This window comes from Bradyrhizobium rifense, assembly GCF_008123425.1.
Lineage (GTDB): Bacteria > Pseudomonadota > Alphaproteobacteria > Rhizobiales > Xanthobacteraceae > Bradyrhizobium > Bradyrhizobium rifense.
The window spans coordinates 103,143-128,213 of the sequence record NZ_VSSS01000011.1; the positions used below are offsets into that span (position 1 = coordinate 103,143).

The 25,071-nt window shown below is 62.0% G+C and carries 19 protein-coding genes and 3 pseudogenes; 9 read left to right on the plus strand and 13 right to left on the minus strand.

Annotation, left to right across the window (positions count from 1 at the left end):
• Positions 1-68 precede the first annotated feature (68 nt).
• The 4 genes and pseudogenes from FXB40_RS05325 to FXB40_RS05340 all read left to right on the plus strand — a co-directional run bounded on the left by FXB40_RS05325 (position 69) and on the right by FXB40_RS05340 (position 3,797).
• Positions 69-428, plus strand: a complete 360-nt coding sequence (locus tag FXB40_RS05325; protein WP_148771151.1) for a RidA family protein — start codon at positions 69-71, stop codon at positions 426-428.
• 633 nt (positions 429-1,061) lie between these two features.
• Positions 1,062-1,640: pseudogene (locus FXB40_RS05330) on the plus strand (sugar ABC transporter substrate-binding protein); the annotation flags it as partial.
• Positions 1,641-1,747: 107 nt separating this feature from the next.
• A pseudogene (locus FXB40_RS05335) lies at positions 1,748-2,865 on the plus strand (carbohydrate ABC transporter permease).
• A gap of 79 nt (positions 2,866-2,944) precedes the next feature.
• Positions 2,945-3,797: pseudogene (locus tag FXB40_RS05340) on the plus strand (carbohydrate ABC transporter permease).
• A 109-nt stretch (positions 3,798-3,906) separates the two neighbouring features.
• On the opposite strand, the gene FXB40_RS05345 reads toward FXB40_RS05340, so the two are convergent.
• Complete coding sequence (locus FXB40_RS05345) at positions 3,907-4,932, minus strand: aldo/keto reductase (protein WP_148771152.1); 1,026 nt, start codon at positions 4,930-4,932, stop codon at positions 3,907-3,909.
• Between the two features lie 200 nt (positions 4,933-5,132).
• Between FXB40_RS05345 and FXB40_RS05350 the strand changes: the two genes are divergently transcribed.
• Positions 5,133-5,465, plus strand: coding sequence for a hypothetical protein (locus FXB40_RS05350; RefSeq protein WP_148771153.1), 333 nt, complete (start codon positions 5,133-5,135; stop codon positions 5,463-5,465).
• Here the strand turns inward: FXB40_RS05350 and FXB40_RS05355 are convergent.
• Together FXB40_RS05355 and FXB40_RS05360 are read right to left on the minus strand one after the other, a co-directional pair.
• Positions 5,411-6,232 (minus strand): hypothetical protein, encoded by an 822-nt coding sequence (locus tag FXB40_RS05355; RefSeq protein ID WP_148771155.1) that lies wholly within the window; start codon positions 6,230-6,232, stop codon positions 5,411-5,413. The two genes, FXB40_RS05350 and FXB40_RS05355, sit on opposite strands and share 55 nt — an antisense overlap.
• Before the next feature lie 473 nt (positions 6,233-6,705).
• Complete coding sequence (locus tag FXB40_RS05360) at positions 6,706-9,489, minus strand: UPF0182 family membrane protein (protein WP_148771156.1); 2,784 nt, start codon at positions 9,487-9,489, stop codon at positions 6,706-6,708.
• A gap of 207 nt (positions 9,490-9,696) precedes the next feature.
• On the opposite strand from FXB40_RS05360, the gene FXB40_RS05365 reads away from it, so the two are divergent.
• The 4 genes from FXB40_RS05365 to FXB40_RS05385 all read left to right on the plus strand — a co-directional run bounded on the left by FXB40_RS05365 (position 9,697) and on the right by FXB40_RS05385 (position 16,652).
• Positions 9,697-10,167: an aminoacyl-tRNA deacylase gene (locus tag FXB40_RS05365; RefSeq protein WP_148771157.1), complete on the plus strand. Its 471-nt coding sequence runs from the start codon at positions 9,697-9,699 to the stop codon at positions 10,165-10,167.
• 234 nt (positions 10,168-10,401) lie between these two features.
• Positions 10,402-10,821, plus strand: coding sequence for a CBS domain-containing protein (locus FXB40_RS05370; protein WP_148771158.1), 420 nt, complete (start codon positions 10,402-10,404; stop codon positions 10,819-10,821).
• 131 nt (positions 10,822-10,952) lie between these two features.
• Positions 10,953-15,776 (plus strand): NAD-glutamate dehydrogenase, encoded by a 4,824-nt coding sequence (locus FXB40_RS05375; RefSeq protein WP_148771159.1) that lies wholly within the window; start codon positions 10,953-10,955, stop codon positions 15,774-15,776.
• A gap of 594 nt (positions 15,777-16,370) precedes the next feature.
• Complete coding sequence (locus tag FXB40_RS05385) at positions 16,371-16,652, plus strand: penicillin acylase family protein (protein ID WP_246207388.1); 282 nt, start codon at positions 16,371-16,373, stop codon at positions 16,650-16,652.
• Between the two features lie 27 nt (positions 16,653-16,679).
• On the opposite strand, the gene FXB40_RS05390 is transcribed toward FXB40_RS05385, so the two are convergent.
• The 10 genes from FXB40_RS05390 to FXB40_RS05435 form a co-directional block, all read right to left on the minus strand.
• The gene (locus tag FXB40_RS05390) at positions 16,680-17,477 is read right to left on the minus strand and encodes an urease accessory protein UreD (protein WP_246207390.1); all 798 of its coding nucleotides are present in this window, start codon (positions 17,475-17,477) and stop codon (positions 16,680-16,682) included.
• A 26-nt stretch (positions 17,478-17,503) separates the two neighbouring features.
• Positions 17,504-18,154, minus strand: coding sequence for an urease accessory protein UreG (ureG, locus tag FXB40_RS05395; protein ID WP_148771162.1), 651 nt, complete (start codon positions 18,152-18,154; stop codon positions 17,504-17,506).
• The gene (gene ureC / locus FXB40_RS05400; RefSeq protein ID WP_148771163.1) at positions 18,151-19,857 is read right to left on the minus strand and encodes an urease subunit alpha; all 1,707 of its coding nucleotides are present in this window, start codon (positions 19,855-19,857) and stop codon (positions 18,151-18,153) included. Before ureC ends, ureG begins: the two co-directional genes overlap by 4 nt.
• Before the next feature lie 2 nt (positions 19,858-19,859).
• Positions 19,860-20,555: an urease subunit beta gene (gene ureB, locus FXB40_RS05405; RefSeq protein WP_148771164.1), complete on the minus strand. Its 696-nt coding sequence runs from the start codon at positions 20,553-20,555 to the stop codon at positions 19,860-19,862.
• 16 nt (positions 20,556-20,571) lie between these two features.
• Positions 20,572-21,252 (minus strand): urease accessory protein UreF, encoded by a 681-nt coding sequence (locus FXB40_RS05410; protein ID WP_246207391.1) that lies wholly within the window; start codon positions 21,250-21,252, stop codon positions 20,572-20,574.
• Positions 21,239-21,694 (minus strand): urease accessory protein UreE, encoded by a 456-nt coding sequence (ureE, locus tag FXB40_RS05415; protein ID WP_430646646.1) that lies wholly within the window; start codon positions 21,692-21,694, stop codon positions 21,239-21,241. The genes FXB40_RS05410 and ureE overlap by 14 nt, the downstream gene beginning before the upstream one ends.
• A 47-nt stretch (positions 21,695-21,741) precedes the next feature.
• On the minus strand, positions 21,742-22,044 hold the full coding sequence (locus tag FXB40_RS05420) for a putative quinol monooxygenase (protein ID WP_148771165.1): 303 nt from the start codon (positions 22,042-22,044) through the stop codon (positions 21,742-21,744).
• Positions 22,044-23,558, minus strand: coding sequence for an amidase (locus FXB40_RS05425; RefSeq protein ID WP_148771166.1), 1,515 nt, complete (start codon positions 23,556-23,558; stop codon positions 22,044-22,046). The genes FXB40_RS05420 and FXB40_RS05425 overlap by 1 nt, the downstream gene beginning before the upstream one ends.
• Before the next feature lie 84 nt (positions 23,559-23,642).
• Positions 23,643-24,344 (minus strand): ABC transporter ATP-binding protein, encoded by a 702-nt coding sequence (locus FXB40_RS05430; protein WP_148771167.1) that lies wholly within the window; start codon positions 24,342-24,344, stop codon positions 23,643-23,645.
• On the minus strand, positions 24,341-25,069 hold the full coding sequence (locus FXB40_RS05435) for an ATP-binding cassette domain-containing protein (protein ID WP_148771168.1): 729 nt from the start codon (positions 25,067-25,069) through the stop codon (positions 24,341-24,343). The genes FXB40_RS05430 and FXB40_RS05435 overlap by 4 nt, the downstream gene beginning before the upstream one ends.
• Positions 25,070-25,071 lie beyond the last annotated feature (2 nt).

Sequence of the window (25,071 nt, forward strand, 5' to 3'; positions counted from 1 at the left end):
GACTTGTCTGGTGGGCGACAATACGCCGTACAACTTTCGCCGTCCCGGCAACGTCAAAGGTGGCCACTATGATCAAGCGCGTCCTACCGTATGAGGGGTTGCTCCACGAGGTTGTCGAGCATAACGGCGTGCTCTACATCGGCGGGATCGTCCCCGAGGACACAAGCCTCGATATGGCCGGTCAGGCAAACGACGTACTCGACCAATTGTCGCGCTTGCTGGAAACACTGGGATCTGACCGGTCACATGTCCTGCAAGTGACGATCTTCGTTACGAAGCTCAGCGAGAAAGCCGCATTCAATACGGCCTGGAAAGCATACTTCGCAGATGCCTCCCTGCCGGCGCGTGCGGTCATCGGAGCCGCCGACCTCGGCCCCGGCGTCAAGCTCGAGATGACTGCAATTGCGGCTCGTCGAGCTTCGAGCTGAAGACCGTCGACGGACTCGATTCCAGCACTGAGTCGTTGCGACACGCAGAAGATACGCCGTCCGGTGCTAGTTCTGCATTTTTCCGCGTGGCTCGGCTTGCGGACAGGGTCCACCTGTGCCGTACGGGTGGGGGTTATTTTGGTGGCTGCAATTCCTGTGATGAAAGCCATTTGTTTGTGCGCAAGGCGTCCGCCTGCAGGGCCTTTCGCCGGGCCCTCTTGAAGAGGGTATCGCGCTCCTCACCGGGTGGTAGATTCTCCGCCTCCTCTCGAAGATGCTTGGCTTCTTTGGTAAGGCGAAGGCGGTCGACTAATGACCTCCTTCACAAGACGGCGGTTAGTTCCGGCAGCGGAACACCGTACTTTCCCGGAATCCAGCTTGGCTGTGGAAAACTCTAATCTAATTTTTGCCGGGGCTAGCTTTTCATTCCGAACAAATTTTCAGACTAACCGGCAAGGGGCCGCGCTCGCAGCGGCCCCTTTCGATTCACGAAGTAGCGCGAATAGCCGCCAACTGAGGCGGCCTCCTTCTCGCTATTCTTTTCAGTCGGTGGCGGCTACTTCCGGCGCCGCCGATCCTGTCGGCTCGCTCGGATTTCACCGCGTATCGTCACTATAAGTGCGACGAGTCGCCAAGGCGAGCGACACCTCGGTCATCGGCGATATTGTCGGCTTCGACATCCTGCCGGGATCGGACGATGTCTATAATTCCAAGACCGGACAGTAGGACAAGCTCGCGAGCGGTCCGAACCACGCGCCGAGCTGCGCCTATCTCGGTTGGGGCGTCTATGTGATGGCCAGGGTCAATGGCGACGAGAAGAAGCACAAGGCCGCTTGGAGCGCGGCTGCGCATCTCGGCGGCAAGGATCTGTCGCTGTGGATGGTGATGTATACGTCGGGCTTCCAAGCCCACCGCACCAGCCACTTCCAGTTCGACGAATGGGTGGCCGCGGGCTATGACCGCAAATACATCACCTCCTACCTCAACTCGCAGCTTGGCTCCTACAATCATCCGAACCGGGCGGTCGAGCCACGTATCCCCGGCATCTTCCAGTACTACAGCATCGCGGAGGATGAGCTGACGAAGATTTTTGCCGGCAAGGTCGACGCGCAGACCGGCGCGAACAACATCGCCGCCGCCTGGGAGAAGCTGACCGACCAGATCGGCCGCGAGCTGCAGATCGCACTCTACAAGGCCTCGCTCGGCGTGTAGCTGCACGAGCATCACGAAGACCCTCGGCTGGCAACGCTCTCGCGGTGCCAGCCGAAAACTTGCCCGGCGGCCGACCGGTCATTCAGGATCGGCAGAGTTCGATTGCCATGCAGAATTCAGCTCCGGTGACCGACGACCTGCACCACCAGCCCGCGGTAGCACGCGCGCCGGCCAGGCGGAAGACCGCCGGCCGCGCGCTTATCGCGCTGGCGTCGCTCGGTTTCCTGCTCGTACTCCTCGTTCAGATCCTACAACGGCCGGCGCGACCGCGGCCGGGTTCTCCGATTGGCGACTGATCCTCATCGCCTATCTCATCTGGTCCGTCGCCTTCGCCATCGCTCAAGTGCTGATCCGCGGCGAGCGCGGCCAGCGCTCGCTGTTCCTGCTGCCGGCAGTGTTCTTCACCATTGCGGTGGTGATCTTCCCGACCATCTTCGGGATCTATATCGCTTCGCTCGACTGGAATCTCAGCTCGGTCGAAGGCCCGCGTTTCAGCGGCTTCGACAATCTCGTCGGGATGTTCCACGACACCTATTACTGGAACGCGCTGGGCAACATGATCTTCTAAGCGGTCGCAGTCCTCGGCGAGTACGCGATCGCGTTCGGCCTCGCGCTCCCGCTCAGCGCCGAGATCCGCGCGCGAAAATTCTTTCGCATCGTGTTCCTGCTGCCGATGATGCTGAGCCCCGTCGCCGTGAGCTGGATGACCGGAAAATCGCTGCTCGAATATCGCTTCGGCCCGGCCGCGACGCTGGCGCGCTATCTCGGCTGGGACAACCCGGCCTTCTTCGCATCTCCTTGGATGGCGCGCTTCACCATCCAGGCGATGGATGCCTGGGTCTCCATTCCCTTCATCATGATCATCCTGCTCGCAGGCCTACAGGCGATGCCCAAGGAGGTGCAGGAGGCCGCCACGGTCGACGGCGCGAACGGCTGGCAATCGTTTTGGCACGTGACCTTTCCGATCATGCTGCCGGTGAGCATCACCGTGCTCATCATCCGCATCATCTTCAAGCTGAAGTTCGCCGACGTCGTGATCAACGTCACCGCAGGCGGCCCCGGCGGCGCCACCGATACCGTGTCCAGTTTCATCTATCGTGTCTACCGCGACCGCTCGAACTTCGGCTACGGCACCGCACTTGCCATGGTCTATCTGCGCCTGATCATCGTGCTGCTGACGCTGATGTTGCGGTTGTCCAAACGATGGACGCAACGGGTCACCTGAAGGAGTTGCACGCTTGTCTGTCACGCCCCTGGCATCGCGTCCCGCCCGTAGGGCCCTCGTCGCACCGCGCGCCAAGCGGATGCTGAGTCGCGCGCTGATCTACGCCGCGCTGCTGCTTTGGACCTTCATCTGCCTGTTCCCGATCTACTGGACCGTCACGACCTCCTTCAAATCCGCGGTCGACGTAACCCAGGCGCATTTGATCCCTTGGGTAGACTTTCAGCCGGACTGGAAAGGATGGCGCTCGCTCGGACTGTCGCCGGATACGTTGTTCGGAACTCCACTGCGCAGTCTGCGTTCGTTAACCGCTTCGTCAACAGCATCATCACCTCGGTCGGCGCATCGGCGCTGGCCTTGATCCTCGGCTCGCTCGCCGCCTACGGCCTCAGCCGCTTTCGCTACAAATTCGCATGGATGCGCAACGACGAAATCCTCTTCTTCTTCATGTCGCAGCTGATCCTGCCGCCGGTCGTGCTCGCCCTGCCCTTCCTCGTGCTCTACAAGGCGTTGGCGCTCCTTGACACCACATTCGGGCTGATCCTGCTCTACACGCTGACGGTGCTGCCGATCGTCATCTGGATCATGCGCGACCAGTTCAATGCCATACCGATCGAACTCGATGAAGCCGCCTATGTCGACGGTCTGTCGAACTGTGGCGCGTTCCTGCATCATCCTTCCGCTTGTGGTCCCCGGCATTGTCGCCGCCGTTATGCTCTCACTGGTCCTGTGCTGGAGTAAATATTTCTTCGCCGCGTTGCTCACCAGCACCGATGCCAAGACATGTGATGGTAGCAAGCCAGACCGGCTCGCAAGGCATCAACTGGTGGTCGATGGCCGCGCTATCGACGGCCGCGATCGCGCCGCTCGTCGTCGTCGGCATCTTCCTCGAACGCTATATCGTCAGCGGTCTGACGACGGGTGCCGGGAAGTAGCGGCGAACCATCGGATGAGATCGAGTACGGCCGGTCGTCGCGCTCCACCTCTCCCAGTGGAGAGAGGCGAGTTCTAGGCTCGTATCGATTCAACCAAGATTCATCCCCTCTACCCCGGAACAGGCGCTTCCGCATCCAGCAGGCGCGCGGCCTTGAGATCGCTCCAGAGCGCGGCTGGCACTTTGGTGGTCAGCGCTGCCACGTTGCACTCGACCTCCTGCGCATTGTGAGCTCCAAGCACCACGCTAGCGACGGCGGGATGACCGAGCGCGAAATGTAGAGCGGCCGTCGGCAGCGCTACGCCATGAGCTGCGCAGATACGCTGGATCTCGGCAACCTTCGAAAGGATCTCGGGCGACGCATCCTGATAATTGTACTTGGCGCCCTTGATGGCGCCCGTCGCAAGAATCCCCGAATTGAAGACGCCGCCGAGCAGCACCGCGATGCCCTGCTTCAGCGCCAGCGGCATGAATTCCTTAAGTGCCGGCTGCTCCAACAGCGAATAGCGGCCGGCGAGCAGCATCACCTCGAAGGATCCGGCCTGTGCAAAGCGCACGCACATCTCGGCCTCGTTGACGCCGATGCCGATGCCCGCGACCACACCCTCCCCGCGAAGCTTGTCGAGCGCTACATAGGCCCCGGACATCGCTTCGCGAAACCGGTCTTCCATCGCGTCCTTGCCATGGGTCCACACATCGACGTCATGGATCAGCAGCAGGTCGATCCGGTCGGTGCCAAGCCGCAACAGCGACTGCTCGACCGATCGCATGGTGCCGTCATAGGAATAGTCGACCACAGCCCGGTGCGGCTGTCCGCCGACGAATCCGGATCGAGTCTCCGGCTGGTGAAACGGATCCATCCAGCGACCGGTCTTGGTGCAAAGCACCACGTCCCTGCGCGGCACGCGGCGGAGCGCCGTCCCGCAGCGATGCTCCGACAGGCCATTGCCATAGTGTGGCGATGTATCGAGCAGATTGACGCCGAGCTCGAAGGCGCGGCTTGCGGCGGCAATCGCAGTCTGGTCGTCGAGTTCGAGAAAGAGATCGCCGAGCGGCGCGGTTCCAAATCCGAGGATGGAGGCTTCGAGCCCGGTCCGGCCGAGGGGACGGCGCGGCAATGCTGATTGTGAAACCATGGTGGATTGCTGCCCTTCTCCGCGCCTCGATGGCGCGCTGGTCTCGTTGGCGGTGCGCGCAGCGTATGACTTTGCCGTTACGTGTCAACGCGAAGAATGCGTCCACTGCGCAAAGCAGTTCCGCTGCCACGATTGAGTTGCCAAGCATAGCCGAAACCAGCATGCGGGCGCCTCACGACCTGCAGCAATAAGGAGGAACTATGCTCCCCCATGTCACGCACGATGCGCGCTTTGAACGCCTGGTCTTCGGTCATGCCAATCTCGAAAAGCACCGGCTGGGCGCGGTCAAAGCAGTCAGCGCGACGAGCAGCGCCCGAGCCAAGCCACCTACCGTCACGGCGCGAGGGCCAAGCGTCCACCCAATATTCATCAAGTCTCCATCTTGGTTCAGCGACGTTCCTGGCTGTTCCTCACCAACGGCAATGATAACCGCAAAAGTACGCCTTCCCGTGCTCAAGATTCTCGATCTGAGGGTGGATCAGGGAGAGGGCGCCTTGGTCGGCGTTATCGAACGTCTCGCCGGCATCAATTGAAACTCTCCATCGACCTTCACCGATTTCTCGATGGTGATAAGGTACTTACAATTCGGCGACTTGAGTTCCGTCATATATCGTCGGTTGCCATCCGTGCTGCTTTCGAGAGAGCCGCCGAAATTCTTGTTCGGTCCGCCCCCCTCAATCTGATCGGGAATGACATGGATCGGCATGACAAAGCGCATTTTGTCATTCGAGTAATAGAACATTCCAGTCGCAGAAAAGCAGGTGTCCTCAGAATCGGAGAATGTCCCCATCCATATCCGAAGCTCCGGGCTATTCACCTCTACCGAAGGCTTATTGTCGAATGGCACGATTTGATAGTCTCCGCCTTTCCGAATTGTTTTTTCTACAGTCGCCCGGTAGATGCAGCTGTCGGATTTGATCTCAAAGATCAATTGTCGGCTGTCATCCGTCAGCGTGGCCCTCGCCCCGGCCAAGTTTTGATTGGATTCGCTGCCGGCGAGCGGCATGACAAAACGAATACGATCGCTGGAGAAAAGGAACATTCCGGTTCCATAACCGCAAGCTCCATTCGGTTCGTCGTAATAAGGTCCCCAAGAAACAAGATTGAACCCAGGAGTCTCGGTACTGGTCCCGGCGCTCCGTTCCGGAGATCGTTGCGGCGCTAAGAACTCACGGAATCGCATATCTTGGGCCGCCGCCTGCGAACACACGCTGGAAGCGATGAGTGTTGCCAACACCCACGCGCCTCGCAGGAGCCGCAAAAGACGCTTCGAGCGAACGTCTCGTTCATCCGTGCGCAAGGCCACTTTCTCCCTCTCGACCAAGGAACGGAATTACCAAGTAACAGAACTCCAGGATCAATATCAGGCTCACGTCCGAGAGCAGATTTATGCCACACCCCAATCGGGCATGCTGCAGAATGCTGCTCGATAGATTTCATATTTGCATCGCGCGATGGGGCAGGGATACGAACCGGTACGCGCGCCGAAGCGAATTGAGCACAAGCGTTCCGATATGGATGACGACATTCCGTTCTAGGTCGCGCCGTCGGGGGCGCCGCACGTTCACGATACCCGGCGTTAACTTGGTCAAGGCGACGCGGGAAGGAGGGTGACAATCTAAGTCACTGAAATCTCTGGAGCTCCACTCAGAATAAAGCTGCGAACTCTTATGTTGTTGAAATCGCGATCTGATTTGTAGCGTAGGCTCACGCTAGTGCGGCGTTCGCAATTTCCGGGTTGGAAGCAGGGCTAAACTTAAGACGTTGAGGCCCTTAGCGGTCGGCGGAGTGTCGGTTCATTTCCTCCAGGAGCTCGCGCATTGCGTCGAACTGCGTACCAAAGCCTTTCCAGTCGCCGGACCTCAATCGTTCAACGGCCTGATTGTAGCGGTCGAGCGCCTCCCGTGCCTGACTTGCCGACGGGCGTGTGACAGGCATTTCCTCCGTCCTGCTCGAGGCGACCGGCGCCGAACCGGATTCCGTGAACAGGGCCGACAACGCCTCAGTGAGCGTTTCCTTCATCACGACGCGCTCACCATAAGCTGCGATCACGCGCTTCAGCTCCGGCAGGTGTCCGTGCTCCGCCCGCAGATAGAGTGGCGATACATAAAGGATCGAGTTGTCGATCGGAATCACAAGCAAATTCGCGCCGCGGATCACCCGCGAGCCCATCTGGTTCCATAGCGTGAGCTGTTGCGAGATCTCGGTGGTCTGATCGATCCGCGCCTCGATCTGGAACGGCCCGTAGACAAGCTTGTCCTTGGGGAATTCGTAGACGATCAATTTGCCGTAGTCGGGCGCGTCGCAGCGCGCGGCGAGCCACGCGATCATGTTGTCGCGGCGGCTCGGTACCATGGGAAGCATGAGGAAGAACTCGGCCTGCGGTTCGCCGGGCAATCGCATGATGATGTAATAGGGGGTCATCGTCGAGATGCCGTCGCCGCCCGGCTGACGCGGGAATTGCCAGAGATCCTCGCGGTTGTAGAAAACGTCGGCCGCTTCCATGTGGTAGGCTTGGTACAGTCGGGCCTGAATCAGGAACAGGTCTTCCGGATAGCGAATGTGCTTCCGTAAATCCGGCGGCATCGTCGTGAACGGCTTGAACAAGCTCGGAAAGATGCGCTGGTAGGTCGCCGCAATCGGGTCGCCGGAATCGATCAGGTAGAAGTCGACAGTCCCGTTATACGCATCAACGACAACCTTCACCGAATTGCGAATGTAGTTGAGATCGAGACCCTGTGTGGGCTCTGCATACGGGAAATAGGAGTTCGTCGTATAGGCGTCCTGCATCCAGAACATGCGCCCACTGCTGACGACCAGATAAGGATCATGATCGAGCCTGAGGAACGGAGCGATCGTGCTCACCCGCTCCTGGATATTGCGCCGGATCATGATTCGGCTGTCGATCGTAATGTAGTCTGAAAGAACCAGGTTCGGGTCGTTGAAATAGTAGGCAAACAGCATTCTCGTGGCCATTCCCCCGATCGGGATGCCGCCGGCGCCGCCATAGGCCGCATAGGCGTTCTCTTTCCCCTTCGGATAATCGAACTCCGGCGTGCTGCTCTTGACGATGACGTAGTCGTCGGTCTGCTCGCCGAAATAGATGCGCGGCTCGTCGAGCCTGGGACCGACGTCTGCGACAGGAGGAATATTCCGCAGATAGAAGAGCGGCAGTCCCTCGGCACTCTTACGTGTGACCGGACTCATGACCGCACCGTTGCCGTGGGTGAACAGCACATGGCGGTTGACCCAGGTCTGCGCGTTCGGCGGCAGCAGGGAGGACCGCAGTTCGCGGGCAGAGAGCATCACGCTCTGGTAGGAGCCATCGAGCCAGTAACGATCGACGTCGAGGTCATGGAATTTGTAGTAGGTGCGGATTTCCTGCAGTTGCGCGTAGGTATCCGACAGCGGCAGCCAGTCCCACAGCCTGATATTTTCAATTGTCGCCTTGTTGGCTTCGAGCACCTCGGGGGAAAGCTTCTGCTCGGCGGTAAACGGCTTGGCTGCGATCTGATCGAGATTATATGCCTGCCGGGTGAGCGCGATGTTGCGCTCAATGTAGGGCTTCTCCAGCTCCAACTCGCTTGGTTTGACGAAGAACTGCCGGAATAGCCCAGGGACGACGCCGGACAGCACGAACGTGCCGACGCCGACGAGCACGATCGCCACGGCCGGAAGCCGGTAGGTGCGAACCCGGATGTTCGCCCAGGCGGCAAGCGCCGCGATGATCGAGAGTCCGACCATCAGCCACAGCGCTGGCAGCCCCACATGCACGTCGGTGTAACTCGCGCCGACGACGACGCTATTGTCGACATAGAGCAACAGATAGCGGTCGAGAGCATAGGACCAGGCTTTTACCGCGAAGAGAAAACCAAGCAGAGCGGAACCATGAGCGATCGCTGACGGCGATATTGATCGGCGGTAAACGTCGTATTCGATGTCTCCGTGCACCCAGTAGATCGCCGCGGCGAAAAGCCCGTTCAGAACGAGCGCGAGCATCATCCAGTTCTTGATGAGGATGTAGGCGGGCAGCGAGAAGAGATAGAAGCCGATGTCCTTGTTGTAGAGCGGATCGTCTGCGCCATATGGCACCTGATAGACGAACCGCAGGAAGACGCCCCAGTTGCCGACTTCTGCGGCAGCGATAAGCAGAGCGAGCAAAGCTGCCCCGCCTGCGATCAACCAGGGCCACCGCAGTCGATCGCGCACAAGCGCAAGCAGATCCGGCGGCGCGTTGCCCGCGGCGCTCCACCCCGGAGCGGCGACAAGCTGCGTCGACCGCCGTCGGGCAAAGCGCAGTGCGAGCCATCCGTTCAACCAAAAGATGACGGTGGTTCCCGTCCAGACTGCAAGAAAGATGACGGCTTCGGCGCCGATTGTTGTCCAGAAAACCTGCGGATAACCGATCGAGGAAAACCACAGCCAGTCGACCAGGAGGTCGCTCGCGAGCGCGAGCAGGATGAGGCAAGTCCCAATGACGACGGCCGCAACCAGGAGCCCGACCACGGCACTTTGCCTTGGTACCTTCCGTTTGGGTCCGGTAATCCGGATCGTCATGGTTTCAGTATAGCGGAAATGAGAGACGCCCGCCGCTCGATTTTCGCGGTCGGGCGCGCCACACTGAATATATTTGCGAACCCGTATATAATTGCGGATGGAAGACCTATGTTGGGTCTATAGTCAGGCAGCCGCCCATCGTATGGCGAGAGTCTGCAGGGAAGATCTCACGGTGGATGGTTTGCATTTTGCACCGGAGGTGATGTCATGGCCATTGCTCCCACGCTCCAGAAATACCTAGCCGCTGAAAACATCCAATACGAGGTGATCCCGCACGAACTCAGCATGACGTCCACGCGAACGGCCGAGGCATGCCATATCTCGGGCGACCGCCTCGCCAAGGGCATCGTGTTGCGGCGTGACGGCGAATACATGCTGGCCATCTTGCCCGCATCGCATCACCTCCGCCTGTCGGACCTGAGGACAAGTCTCGGCGACAATGTCCACATGGCCGATGTAACCGAGATCAATCGGCTGTTCAGCGACTGTGCACACGGTGCAGTTCCTGCCGTCGGCAAATGCTACGGGTTGGATATCATCGTCGACGACAGCATCGAGGCACAGCCGGACATCTATATGGAAGCCGGCGATCATGAGACGCTGCTTCATATGGGTCACGCGCAGTTTGCGCGCCTGACGGCCAGCGCGCCGCACGGGCGCTTTAGCGCGCACGACTGAGGATTTTGTGCACCGCCCACTGCCTTTGCGATGCTGGGCGGGAACTCGGGTCGCGAAGTCGCAGTTAAATTGTTCAGGAGAGTTGCGGCGACAGAGTCGGCGTGCGTCTGGTCGGATCGCCAAGGAATGATGCTTTCTCCTGCGACCTCGCACCCGATCGGTTGTACAGTTCAGAAACTGGGGGTGCTGCTGCATTGCATCAATGCACCTGAAATCCAGGATCGGAGGCTCGCCATGAAAGTCAAAGACGTGATGCACAAGGGCGTCGACTGGGTCAGCCCCGACACCCCTCTCACCGAGCTCGCCAAATTGATGCGGGCGCATGACATCGGCTGCATTCCGGTCGGCGAGGACGACAAGCTGGTCGGGATGGTGACCGATCGCGATATCGTCTGCAAAGGGCTCGCGAGCCACAGCTTCGATGCCGGCCGCGCGACGGCGCGCGATGTGATGACCGAAGGCATTCATTGCTGCCGGGACGACGATGACCTCGCAAAGGCGATGCATCACATGGAGAAGCTGCAGGTCCGCAGGCTGCCGGTGATCAACAAGAGCAAGCGGATGGTCGGCATCATCAGTCTGGGTGACGTCAGCCGTTCCGCCTCGGGCGACATGCTGACCGAGACCGTCAGGAGCGTCTCGGCGCATCACTGAAATTCAGCCAGGGAAATACGGCCGGGCTCCTCTCACGATCGCCGCCGATCAGACGTTGAGCGGAGCCCGAGCCATGCGTTTATCGTGCGGCGCAAAAGCACAATCGCGGCTGCGATCGGACGGCCCGGCAAATGGAGGACACTATGGCTTGGCGTGACGATACAGCCCGTTCAACCCTGATCCGGGATGCAGCGGGAAGCGTGCAGCCGTCCAAGGCTCCCCGGTTTGCCGAGCTTCTGTTCGGCTACACCAATGTCGAGGACCTCGCCAATCACGATGCCTCGTCGCTGGCCTTCCTGGCGGAACAGTCCTGGGAGCACGTGCAGCGACGCACGGCCGGCAGCGCCGATATCCGCGTCGTCAATCCGATGATGCCGGACGGGCGCGAGATTTCCGTGGTCGAGATTCTCAACGACAACATGCCTTTCCTGTTCGATTCCACCATGGCGGAGCTGGCCGAGCATGGCATCGAAGTCGCCCTCGTCGCTCACCCGATCATCGCGGTGGAGCGCGATGACCAAGGCAAGCTCCTGCGTTTCTACGGCGAAACGCTGCCGGAGGGAGCAACGGGCGCGCGCGAAAGCCTGATTCACCTCCACATCACCCGCTTGGACGCCGACGCCGATCGCCAAAAGCTGATCGACGGCCTCACCAGAACGTTGAACGACGTGCGCGCCTGCGTCATCGACTGGCGCGCCATGCGTGACCGCGTCGAGGAAGCGATCAAGACGTTCTCTTCCAATCCGCCGCCGCTGCCGATCGACGAGGTCGCCGAAGCCAACCAGTTCCTGCAATGGCTCTGCGCGGACAATTTCACTTTCCTCGGCGTGCGCGAATTTCGCTTCTCGCCCGACAGCGAGGCGTCGGACGACATCACGACCGGTGAAGGCCTCGGCATCCTCCGCGATCCGGATACGAAGGTCCTGCGCCGCGGTAGCGAAATGGTGGTGATGACGCCGGAAATCCGCGAGTTCATGCACGAACCCACCCTGCTCATCGTTATCAAGGCCAACGTCTCCAGCCGGGTTCATCGTCGCATCCGCATGGATTATGTCGGCATCAAGCTCTATACGCCCGACGGCCGGCTGGAGGGCGAATTGCGGGTCGTCGGCCTGTTCACCTCAGGCGCCTATACCCGCTCGGCACGACAGATCCCTTATGTCCGCCACAAGGTGACGCGGGTGCTGCAACGCGCCGGCTTCGACCCGAACGGCCATTCCGGCAAGGCGTTCATGCATATTCTCGAAGAATATCCGCGTGACGAACTGTTCCAGATCGACGTCGACACGCTCTACGATTTCGTCATGGAGATCCTGATCCTCTACGAGCGCCCGCGCGTCCGGGCCCTGGCGCGGGTGGACAAGTTCGATCGCTTCGTCTCCATTCTCACCTTCATTCCGCGCGAGAAGTACGACACCGACGTCCGCACGCGCGTCGGTGCCTTCCTGTCGCAGGTCTACAAGGGGACGCTGTCGGCTTCCTACGTATCGTTCCCTGAAGGCGCGCTTGCGCGCGTCCACTTCATCATCGGGCGCTATGAAGGCAAAACGCCCGTCGTCGAGCGCGCCACGCTCGAAGCCGGGATCAGCGCCATTGCCGCGACCTGGGCCGACAAGCTGAAGGCCGCGCTCACCGCGTCGACCGACGGCATGCGGGCGCGCATGCTCGCCAATCGCTATGCCCAGGCCTTTAGCGGCGGCTATACCGAGGTGTTCGGCGCGGAACAGGTGATCGCCGATATCAAGACCGTCGAAAAGCTCACGCCGGCCCGCCCGGTGACGATTTCGGTTCACCGCTTCGAAGGCGAGGACGATCCCAGGCGCTTCGGGCTGAAGGTGTTCTCCGACGCCGCACCGCTATCGCTGTCCTATCGCGTGCCGGTGATCGAAAATCACGGCCTGCGCGTGGTCAACGAACGCACATATCAGATCGTGCCCGGCAACAGGCCGGAGCCGGTCTGGCTCCACGAGATGACGATCGAGACCAGCGACGGCCAGCCGATCGAGATCACCCCGGAATTCAGCCATCGCCTGGAAGCCTCGATCATGGCGGTGGTCACCGATCGCGCCGAATCCGATGGATATAACGCCCTGATCCTGCGCACGGCCCTGGGCTGGCGCGAAGTCTCGACCATCCGGGCGCTGTCGCGCTATTTGCACCAGATCCGCGCTCCGTTCACCCAGGATTATATGTGGGAGACCTTGCGCAAGAACGCCGCGATCACGGCCAGCCTCGTCGCGCTGTTCCAGACCCGCCTCGATCCACGCCTCGCCTCCACGGATGCCACGCGCTCGGCACGCGAGACGGCCCTGCTTGCCGAGGTCGAGGAGCAGCTCAAATCCGTTGCCTCGCTCGACGAAGACCGCATCCTGCGCCGCTTCACCAATCTGGTGCAGGCGACCATCCGCACGAATCTGTGGCAGATCGGCGAGGATGGACATCCGCGTCCGGTGATCTCCTTCAAGTTCGACGCGCGCAAGATCGAGGACCTCCCCCCTCCCCGACCGCTCTACGAGATTTTCGTCTATTCACCTCGTCTCGAAGGCATTCACCTGCGCTTCGGCAAAGTTGCGCGCGGTGGCTTGCGCTGGTCCGATCGGCCGCAGGATTTCCGCACCGAGATCCTCGGCCTGGTGAAAGCGCAGCAGGTCAAGAACGCCGTGATCGTGCCGGTCGGCGCCAAGGGCGGCTTCGTGCCCAAGCGCCTGCCGCCGCCTTCCAATCGCGACGCCTGGCTCGCGGAAGGCACCGAGGCCTATCGCATCTTCGTTCGCTCGCTGCTCGAACTCACCGACAATCTCGACGGCGACATCGTCGTGCCGCCCGAATCCACCGTGCGCCATGACGGCGACGACCCCTACCTCGTCGTGGCCGCCGACAAGGGCACCGCAACCTTCTCCGACATCGCCAACGCGATTTCGGCCGAGAAGAATCATTGGCTCGGCGACGCCTTCGCCTCCGGCGGCAGCCAGGGCTACGACCACAAGAAGATGGGGATCACGGCGCGCGGCGCCTGGGAAGCGGTCAAGCGCCACTTCCGCGAGCTGGGCACCGACATCCAGACCGTGCCGTTCACCGTGGTCGGCGTCGGCGACATGTCCGGCGACGTTTTCGGCAATGGCATGCTGCTCTCGCCGGCAACGAAGCTTGTCGCGGCATTCGATCACCGCGACATCTTCATCGATCCCTCGCCGGATCCTTCGATCAGCTTCGCCGAACGGCGGCGCCTGTTCGACCTGCCGCGATCGAGCTGGCAGGACTACAACAAGTCGTTGATCTCGCAAGGCGGCGGCGTGTTCTCGCGCACGCTCAAGGCGATCCCGCTCGCACCGGAAGTGCGCAGCCTGCTCGATCTCGACAAGCCGCAGGCCACGCCGTTCGAGGTGATGACCGCGATCCTGAAAGCGCGCGGCGACCTTCTGTGGTTCGGCGGCATCGGCACCTATATCCGCGCGTCGGCGGAAAGCGACGATCAGGCCGGCGACCGCGCCAACGATCCGATCCGCATCGCAGGAGCCGATGTTCGCGCCCGGGTGATCGGCGAAGGCGCCAATCTCGGCGTCACCCAGCGTGGCCGTATCGAAGCCGCGCAGAAAGGTGTCAAGCTCAACACCGATGCCATCGACAACTCGGCCGGCGTGAACACGTCCGACGTCGAGGTCAATATCAAAATCGCGCTAGCACGCCCCGAACGCGAGGGACGCCTCAGCCCCGCCGACCGCAACAGCCTGCTAGCTTCGATGACCGACGAGGTCGGAACGCTGGTGCTGCGCAACAACTATCTGCAAACGCTGGCGCTCTCGCTCGTCGAGCGCAAGGGCGTAGCCGAGACCGGCTTCCTGACCCGCCTGATGCAGTCGCTCGAGCAGCGCAGTTTGCTCAGCCGTGCTGTCGAGTTCTTGCCCGACGACGCAGCGCTGACCGAGCGTACACGGCGCGGCCAAGCCCTGACACGGCCTGAGCTTGCCGTATTGCTCGCCTACGCCAAGCTGACGCTCTACGAAGACCTGCTCGCGACCGGCGTGCCTGATGATCCTTATCTCGCCCGCAGACTGTCCCTCTATTTTCCGCGCGAGGTGCCGGCCAAATTCCCGACCGCGGTCGAGCTCCATCGCCTTCGACGCGAGATCATCGCGACCAGTCTCGTCAATGCCGTGATCAACCGCGGGGGGCCGGCCTGCATCGTGCGCCTGACCGACGAGACCGACGCCGATATCTCGACCATCGTCATGGCGCAGGTGGCGGTGGACGCGATCTACGAGCTCAGGCGACTCAATGACGCGATCGACGCGCTCGACACCCGCATCGACGGGCAGTTGCAACTCGGGCTTTACGCGGCGATCCAGGACCTCCTGCTCTCGCGCATGGTCTGGTGCGTGCGCAATGTCGATTTCAAGGATGGGCTGGAGGCCGTCGTCGCGCGCTTCGGCCCGGCGATCCGCCAGATCGTCACCGGGCTCGACACCACCCTGCCGCCGGACTTGCAGGCCGCACGTGCCAAGCGGCGGCAGGACCTGACCGACGCCGGTATTCCGGTCGGCCTCGCCGGCGAACTCGCCGATCTCGACGCTCTGGTCTCGGCACCCGATATCGTGACGGTTGCGGAGCGCACCAGCCGCCCGATCGGCGATGCCGCCGCGACCTTCTACGCTGCGGAAGCCAATTTCCGTCTCGACCGCATCATCGCCGCCGCGCGCAGCGTGCCGGCAAACGATTATTTCGAACGTATGGCCATCGATCGTGCCGTTGAGCAGATCGCTGGCGCCGAAAGAAGACTGGCCGCGGATATGCTGGCAACCGGCCAGTCCGGCCAGCATGCCGTCGAGACCTGGCTCGCGGCTCACCCCGAAGCGACGCGCATCCGCCGCTCGGTCGAGGAGATTGCCGCCAGCGGCCTGACGCTCGCCAAGCTGACTGTGGCGGCGAACCTGCTGGGGGATCTGGTCAAAGCCTGAGGGCGTGCGAGGCAGCGATGATAAACTTAGCCGGCGAACGGAGGGATCCCATGATCCACGCGACGTGCCACACCGCCGATAATGTCAGCTGTATCGAGTTCGATGCCACACCTGGAGGACCCAACCTGGGAACCTTCGCGTGCGTCGTCGATGGACCCGACGCAGTGGCCTGGCTCGAGACGAAGAAGCTGCCCCGGACAAAAAGGCCATCGATGATCAGTAATATCTTGGCGCTCCCTGGCGAAATCGGACCCCTGTTTCAGCCTTGAGAGGGCCAAGTCGATCCGCTCGATGATCATCGTGAAGGGAGTTCGGCGACGGAGGGCACTTTCACTTGGTCGTCAGACCCCGCGGAAGGATCGACCTTGCGTTGCGGCGGCCATGCGCTCGTAAGACGATCACAATGCGGAGAGCGAACCCTTTGACCTGCACACAAAAACACCGTTTGAAAACCGTTTTAGTTCGGTCGTCTCAAACGGTTCGCGAGGGTAAGTCATTGAAAGACTTGGTGGGCGCACCAGGGCTCGAACCTGGGACCCGCTGATTAAGAGTCAGCCGCGGGTTAGGAGAAATCAATGACTTACCGATCGCATCTTGGGGCTTGTCCGGCAAAAAATGGGCATTCGTCGCACGTGCTATTGGGCCTCGTCAGGCCTCACCGCAGCCTATGGCGCAGTGGCACGCTATGTCTTCGATGTGGGTAGCTGGGACAACAGCGCCTGGGTCGTGTTCCACGGCGCGTCGGGGCACCCCGCGAGCCCGCATTTTGCCGGTCAGCATGCGCTTTGGGCCGCCGTGCAAATGGTTCCGATGATGTACGACTGGAGCAAAATTACTAACGCCGGCGACCAGCTCGTGCTGGAGCCTTCCACGTAGTCCTTCGAGCCCCACCCTACCCGTCGATCAGGAAAAATTGGTCAACGGTCTCGGTAACGTTTCGCGGTAGATCGCTTTGATGCCCTCAAAAGCTTGACGGATGCACCTCAGCTCCAGGGCCGCAAGACGGATCCCGAGCCCCGCCTGCGCTGGCGACGCGCTCGCGGCTCCATAGAGCCCTCGGATTCCCTCCAGCGCTGTTGCCAACTTCTTTTGGATCTCCGCAAGGTCATGACCTGGGGGCAGCACCATGAATGCTGATCCAAAAGCTCCATAGCCACGAAAGATGCTACGCTCTGGCCGGTATAGACGGGTCCGCTCAATCAGCAGCGGCTCGCTACATGATCTCCTCAGGCAGAACGTCGATTCCAATTCACGGAAATGGCGCCCTATGCCGATGGGGTCGTGCATCGTGAACGCATCGAAGATTAACGCATAAGCGTCGATCGCGCAGTCGAGTTCGATGGTCTGTGACAATGCCGCGTCGGGAAACAGAATACGCGGCTCAGGCAGGTATTCGAGGCTGGCGCCATTCTCCACATGAAGCCTTACACTCTCCCTGGCGCGCGTGGCCGGCTCCGCACGATGCACCGATGTCGCGCCCTGGCTGGCCAGGCATACGGCCGTTCCGGGCCCAAGCGTGAGACGCTGCGCGAGATTGTCCTCGCCATGAACTGCCCCGCTTCCCGTCTGGACGATCACGGTGAGGCGATCCGGCCGGTCCCGGTCGACGTGAAAGCTGCGCGTGAGAACAAACGGCCAGGCAAACAGACGCCGGTCGATCACGGTGCGCCCGCCGCGGCGGACGAAGCTTAGATCGAGCAACGCACGTTCTCCCGCTGCAACGACCCTCATGTCCTGAAAAGAACCTCGCGCTCAAGCAGATCGACCACGGTATCGATGCCTTCGCCGCGGCGGCAATCGGTGAGCAGAACCGGACGGTTGTCCCTGACCCCCAACGCCTCTTGGTGCATGCGCGCTAAGTCAACGCCAACATGTGGCGCCAGATCGACCTTGTTGATCACGAGGAGATCGGCGCGGATGACGCCGGGACCGCGCTTGCGCGGGATATCGTCGCCGCCCGCCACGTCGATGACGAACATCCAGAAGTCAGTCAGGTCGCGCGAGAAGGTTGAGGCGAGGTTGTCGCCACCGCTCTCCAGCAGGATCAGCTCGACGCCCGGGAAACGCCGCTCCAACTCATCCGCGGCCTCGATGTTGAGTGTTGGATCCTCTCGAATGACAGTATGCGGGCATGCCCCCGCTTCGACCGCCGAGACACGGGCCGGGTCGATCAGCCCGGAGCGCCTGATCCGTTCGGCGTCCTCCGCCGTCACGAGGTCGTTGGTGATGACGGCAAGGTCGACGCCCCGCTTCAGAAGTGCCGGGATCAGGCGCTCCACCAGCGCCGTCTTGCCCGAGCCGACCGGTCCGCCGATCCCGACGCGCGCGGCCGCAATGCGCGAGTTGGCGATCGTGCCGTTCAGCGAAAGCCTGTTCATCGCAGCATATACCGCCTAGCCAGCGGGACCCTGGTTGCAGGTGGGCACATCAGAAGCTTTCCGTCGGCGCGGACCTCAAAGGTTTGCGGATCGACCTCGACATGCGGCATGGCCGCATTTCGCACCATGTCGGTTTTTCTCAGCTTCCGCACGTTCCTGATCTGCAGGCAATCGCGGGCCAGGCCATGCCTGCGCCCGACATCGGCCTCCATCGCGAGTTTCGACATGAAGTTGACGCCAAGCCGCTGCGGCGCGGCGCCGAGCGCGCCCCACATGCGTTTCTGAATCATTGGCTCCGACAGACCGAGACTACCGTTGCCGTCACCCATCGCCGCCCAGACGACGAAGCCGTTCTTGATCACCATGTAGGGCTTGATGCCAAACGAAGCGCGCGGCCAGAGCACCAGGTCAGCCATCTTTCCGACCTCGACCGAGCCGACCACGTGATCAATGCCGACCGCGATGGCGGGGTTGATCGTGAGCTTCGCAACATAGCGCTTGATGCGCTCGTTGTCCGCACCGGCCGTCGTTTCCTCGGGCAGGCGCCCGATGCGGTCCTTCATGACGCTGGCGAGTTGCCAGCATTTCGCGACGTTCTCGGCCAGACGCCCCATGCCTTGCGTGTCGGTGCCGAAGATCGAGATCGCGCCCATGTCGTGGAGAAAATCCTCAGCAGCCATCGATTGCGCCCGCACGCGCGCTTCGCCGAACATGACGTCTTCGGGCGCGTTGTAGTTGAGCTGATGGCAGATCATCGTCATCGGCACGCCCTCCTCCATGCCGTAGGACGTATAGGGATTGGTCGGATTGGTCGACGACGGGATGACGTTCTCCCACGACACCACCTTCAGCAGATCGGGCGCATGACCGCCACCGGCGCCCTCGACGTGATACATGTGGATGGTGCGGCCATCGACGGCGGCCATCGTGTCTTCGCAGAAGCCGTATTCGTTGATCGAGTCGGTATGGAGGTGGACGGCGAAATCGTTGCGATCCGCTGCAACCAGGCTCTTGTCGATCACGTCGGGAGCTGCGCCGAAATCCTCGTGGATCTTGACGGACATGGCGCCGGAGGCCACGGCCTCCTCGATGGCCTCGGGATTGGACCCTCCGCGTCCGAACAGGGCGTAGTTGAGAGGCGAGAATTCGATCGCCTGAAGAAACCGCCCGAATGTTGCGGCCGCGCCGCTGCCGACATCGAAGACCGGACCCGACCCGTTCCCGACCAGCGTCGTGGTCCCGCCGGCCGGGGCATGGTCGGACTGCTCCGGTGAGATCAGATGGGCGTGCGACTCGATCGCGCCGGCTGTGACGATGAAGGGTCCTCCGGCAATCGGCGCCGTCGAATGACCCACGACCATATCGGGATGGACATCCGGCATCACGTCGGGATTGCCGGCCTTGCCGATGCCGACGATGCGGCCGTCGCGGATGCCGATGTCGGCCTTTATGATTCCGGTCACCGCATCGACGATCGTCGCGTTCTTGATCACGACGTCGAGGGCCTTGTGCGACGAGGTGCGGTGAGCGTTGACGCCCTCACCGTCGCGCAGGTTCTTTCCGGCCCCCACCAGCAATTCATGTCCGTACGTGGTGTAGTCGTGCTCGATTTCGGCAAGCAGGCTGGTGTCGGCCATCCGGACCAGATCGCCCTTGGTGGGACCGTAGAGCTCGCCATAGGCGCGACGCGTCAGTGTGGCCACGGTCAAGCTCCCTGATAGCCGCGATCGGCAGCGAGCTTGAGCGCCCGCTCCAGCGCCGACGGCGCATCGAGCGAACCGTTCACGAGACCGGCCTGCCCACGCACGACCCGGGCTCCCGCAATCGGAACCAGACGCACCGACTTGGCGACTCCCGGCTCGAAGCGCACGCCGGCACCGGCCGGCCGGTCGACTTTCATGCCCCAGGCGGCAGCGCGATCGAAGCGCAGGGCGCGGTTGACCTCGAAGAAATGGGTGTGGCTGCGGACCTGAACATCGCGATCACCGGTGTTCAGGACGTCGATCGTGATGGCCGGCAGATCGGCGAATAGCTCAATATCGTCACCGCCCGCGATGATCTCGCCGGGGACGATGTCCTCGGCGGCGGCATCGTCCGGAGCGATCGGCTCGAACACCGCCATCACCTTGGTGCCTTCGGCGAACATGCATTCGATGTAGAGCATCGGAATCATCTGCGGGACGCCCGGCTCGACGTCGTCCGACGTCAAGAGACGGCCGGCCATGTCGCGAATCTCGGCATAGGGGATGTCGCGGCGTGCCGCCGTCATCACCTCGTCGGTGATGTAGGCGACCGCCTCCGGGTGGCTCAGTCTGATCCCCAACGACCGGTTGCGGCGCGCCATCTGTGCGGCGTTGAAGATGACGAGACGATCCATTTCCGTCGGCGACAGATTCATCATGGCGAGGTCACCTCTCTCAGGTCGTGAACATGCGAACGTGCCGAAGCGGCCCGCGCGAGACCGCGATGTCGATGAAAGGCGTAAAGCTCGCCGGCAAGGCATCCGCGCCCGGCGTATCCGCCAGCAACTCGCCGAGCAGGCCGCGCGCCGCAGCTTGGCTCTGCTGCGCCTCGATATGACCGATGATCCCGAGGCGCACGGCCGCGCTGACGAGGCCGGTCACCAGCGTCCAGCCCGAGACCAGCTCGGCCGCATCCAGGCTGAAACCCGCATCCCGGCCGACGACGGCTTGGGCGATCGGCAAATGACCAAGCCGCGCATCCGCCGAGACCTGATCGCGATACGCGATAGACAGCGGCCCTTCGAGCTTGACCCAGACGCCGAGCAGCGCCCTGCCCGCGCGGCGCGACCCGTCCCGCATCTCGGCCGACGGCGTCCCCGCCTCGGTGAGGCGATCGACCTCCGCGATGGCCTTGCAATTTCTCGCCCGGAAGGCTTTGCGCAGCAGAATGCGGTCCATCGTCGCCCAGCGCCGCGTGAGCTGGTCGGCGATGACGCGGTCGAGCTCATTGCGGTTGGCAAGCATGCCGTCTGCTGCGAGGCCTTCGATCCCCCAGGAGAAGGCGAAGCCGCCAGCCGGATAGGCACTGTCGCCGAGCTGCAGCAGTGCGAGCGCCTGCAATCTATCGAACAGCATCGCGCTCCACCACTTCGCCGGACTCCAGCAGCGGCCTGATGCGCGCGCGGTAGGTGTCGAGAGGCCCATCGAGCAGCACGACGAGACTGTCGCCGTCGAAACGCACCCTCCAATGCAAATTGCCCGCGTTCCATCCGAGCCTGAGCGCCGCTGCCTGATCGACCGGCGTCAACCGCCAGCTCTCCTGCTCGCCAAAGCGCGCGATGATCGCTCGGTCGGGCGCGAGAAACAGCAGCGCGCCATCGGTCAGCTCCTCGTCCCGATCGAGGCTCACCGCGCAGTCGGTTCCGCGATCGGTCGTCAGCCGAAAGCGCTTGCGGCCGACATCGGCGGGAGGGACGAACAAGAGCTCGATGCCGTCATGATGTTCGAGGTGATGCAGACGGCGGGCAAAGGCCACGTCGTCAGATCTCCCCAAAATGCCGTGAAGCCGCATCGTCATGATGCCCTCCCGCTGTTAAACCGCCTGCGCGCTGTTCGGATCATGCCCTAGCGAAGCGTGGCCGAGACTTCTTGCGACGTGACCAGGATCACCTCGCCATCCAGGATCGGCTTGGCGATCCCGAAGAAGGTCGCGACGACCGCCGAACCGTTGTGGCGATCCATCGCGGCCTTGTCCGCAAAGCGCTCATATGTCGTAAAGACGCGAGGATCGCCCTCGCTCTGCGAGATGAAGAACCCGATCGTTTCGGGCTCATTGGCTGCGACATTGGCCGCGACGGTCACGAGCGCATCGCGCATCGTGACCTCATGGCCGGCTTTCGCCCTGATGACGGCGGTGATCGTGATCATCAGAACTTCTTCCAATCACCGTCGGCCTCAAACGCGCTGGCCGCCTGGTAGATCGTCGCCTCGTTGTAGTCCTTGGCGATCAGCATCAGGCCGACCGGCAGGCCGTCCGAGAGGCCGCAGGGTATGCTCATCGCGGGATGCCCGGTGACATCGAACGGACTGGTGGTGGCCGTCATCTCGAAGGCACGCTGGACGACTTCGGAGAGCGGCGCGTCCTTGGCGGGGATCGGCGTGGCGACACAGGGCAAGGTCGGCATCAGCAACAGATCATAGGAGCCGAACACTGCATCATAGGCGGCCTTGGCAGCGATCGCGATGTTACGCGATTTGGCATAGTAGCGGCCGCGATAGTGGCTGACGCCCCACTGCCCGACCAGCATGGTGAGCTTGAGGGTCTCCGACAAATCGTCGGCGCGGTTGCGCCAGCTGGAATGGGCGTCGAGAAGACCGACGTCATAGAGCCCCTTCCAGTTGAAGCCCATGCCGTTGCCGATCATCATCTGGACCAGAAAACCTTCCAGCGTGATCGGATTCCAGGCGGCGAGCGCATGCAGGTGCTCCGGGATCGAGACCTCCGACACGCTGGCGCCGAGCTTTGCGAAGCGTTCCGCGCCGGCCTTCACTTTGCCGGCCACGCCCTCCTGCATGTTTGCAACGGCAAATCCCTCCTTGAGAATGCCGATCTTCATGCCTTTCACGCCTTTGCGGAGCATCTCCGTGTAGCTCGTGACCTTCGGCGCATATTGGCGCGGGTCGAGCCCGTCTGGACCGGCAAGTACCTCCAGCAACAGCGCGTTGTCGGCGACGTTGGCCGTCATCGGGCCGGTGTGGTCGATGGTCGACTCGATCGGCATCACGCCCGTATACGGCACGAGCCCGTGCGTCGCCTTCATGCCATAGATGCCGCAATAGGATGCCGGGATACGAATCGAGCCACCCTGGTCGCCACCGATCGACATATCGACCTCGCCGGCAGCGACCAGCGCGGCGCTGCCCGACGAGGATCCGCCGGCCGAATAGCCCATCTTCAGCGGATTATGGACCGGTGCCGGATGGGAGGTATGGCTGCCGCCCGACAAACAGAAATGCTCGCACACGGCCTTCCCGACGATGGTGCCGCCGGCATCGAGAATGCGGGTCACGATCGTCGCATCTGCCGCGGGAATGAAGCCTTCGAGCGTGGTCGAGCCGTTCATCATGGGGACGCCGGCGAGTGCGACATTGTCCTTCAGCACAACCGTGCGACCGGCGAGCTTACCGCTCGCTGCGCCCTTGACCTCGGTCTTGATTGCCCAGGCGCCGTATTTGTTGTCCTTCGGCATCGGCTTGGAGCCCGGCGTGCGCGGATATTTAACCGGCGGCAGCGGGTTCGGCAGTTCGTCGACGACATCGTAAGCATCGAACATCCCGCCCATCAGCGAGAGATAGCTTCCGGCCTCTTCGACCGTCATGTTCATGTGCAGGCTCGCAGCGAGTTCGGCGACATCCTCGGCGGTTGGACGCTTGATAGACATGAGTCATCCTTTCTTGTGAAGACAAGCTGGCAGAGAAGACATAGATCGCATTCGCAATGGCCGGCGCGGCAGCGCCGAAACTGGCTAGGCTGGGTGCATGGTCGCATCCCGCGCCAGAAGGCTTTCACGGTCGAGCTCTCCCGTGATGCGTCCCTTCTGGATGTTGAGGATCCGGTCGGAGAGCGAGGTGATGAATTCGAGGTTCTGCTCGACTACGATCAGCGACATGCTCCATCGCTTCTTCAGCGCGAGCAGCGTCTCGATGATCTCCTCGATGATCGACGGCTGGATGCCCTCGGTGGGCTCGTCCAGCAATATGAGCTTCGGCCTGGTGCAGAGGCAGCGCGCAAGCGCGAGCAATTGCTGCTCGCCGCCCGACAGTGCTCCGCCACGCCGATCGAGCAGGCGCACCAAGCGCGGGAAATCCTCCAGCACGGTGTCGATGACCGAGCGGTCCTCCTTCGGCGCCGCCGCAAGGCCCATGCGCAAATTCTCAAGGACGCTCAGGTCGGGAAATATCTCCCTGCCCTGCGGCACGAGCCCAATTCCCAGGCGCGACCGCTCGTGCGGCTTGAGATGGGTGATTGTCTTGCCTGCGAAGGCGACCGTGCCGCCGGTGGTCGGCAGATGCCCCATCAATGCCCGCAGCGTCGTGGTCTTGCCCATGCCGTTGTGGCCGAGAATGCCGAGATACTCACCGTCCTGCAGCGTCATGTCGATGCCGAACAGGATCGGAATGCGGCCGTAGCCTGAGCGCAGGTCCCTGACCTCGAGGAGCGCGCTCATGCCGCCACCTTCTTGCCGAGATAGACATCGCGCACGCGCTGGTCGGCCATGACCTTGTCCACGGTGTCTTCGATCAGCACGCGCCCCTGATGAAACACCGTCACCTTCTTGGCGATCTGCTTGATGAATTCCATATCGTGCTCGACGACGATGATCGCCCGGGTCTTGTTGATCTCGCGAATGATCGCGGCAGTGTGCAGGGTCTCCTCGTCGGTCATCCCGGCAGCTGGCTCATCGAGCAAGATCAACTCCGGTTCGGCCGCCAATACCATGCCGATTTCGACCCACTGGCGCTGGCCATGCGACAGCGTCGCAACGATGCGGTCGGCATGATCGGTCAACCGGATCATCTCCAGCACGGCATCGACCGCGGGGCCTTGCGCCCGAGGCGTCGCCTTGCGGCGGACGGCGAGCCAGATGTTCTCGCGCACCGAAAGACCGTTAAAAACGTTGGGCACTTGCGTCTTGATCCCGATGCCCATGCGGGCGATCTCGTGTGACAGCTTGCCGGCGATCGGCTGGCCACGAAATGCGATCGCGCCCGAGGTGGGCACTAATTGTCCGGTCAGCGTCTTGAAGAATGTGCTCTTACCGGCGCCGTTCGGTCCGATCAAGCAGCGCAGCTCCATCTCCTCCAAGGCGAAGGTGATGTCGTCGTTGGCGACCACACCGCCAAACCGCATCGTGAGGTGCTCGGCCTTGAGCAGAGGGACAAGGTCCGCCATGG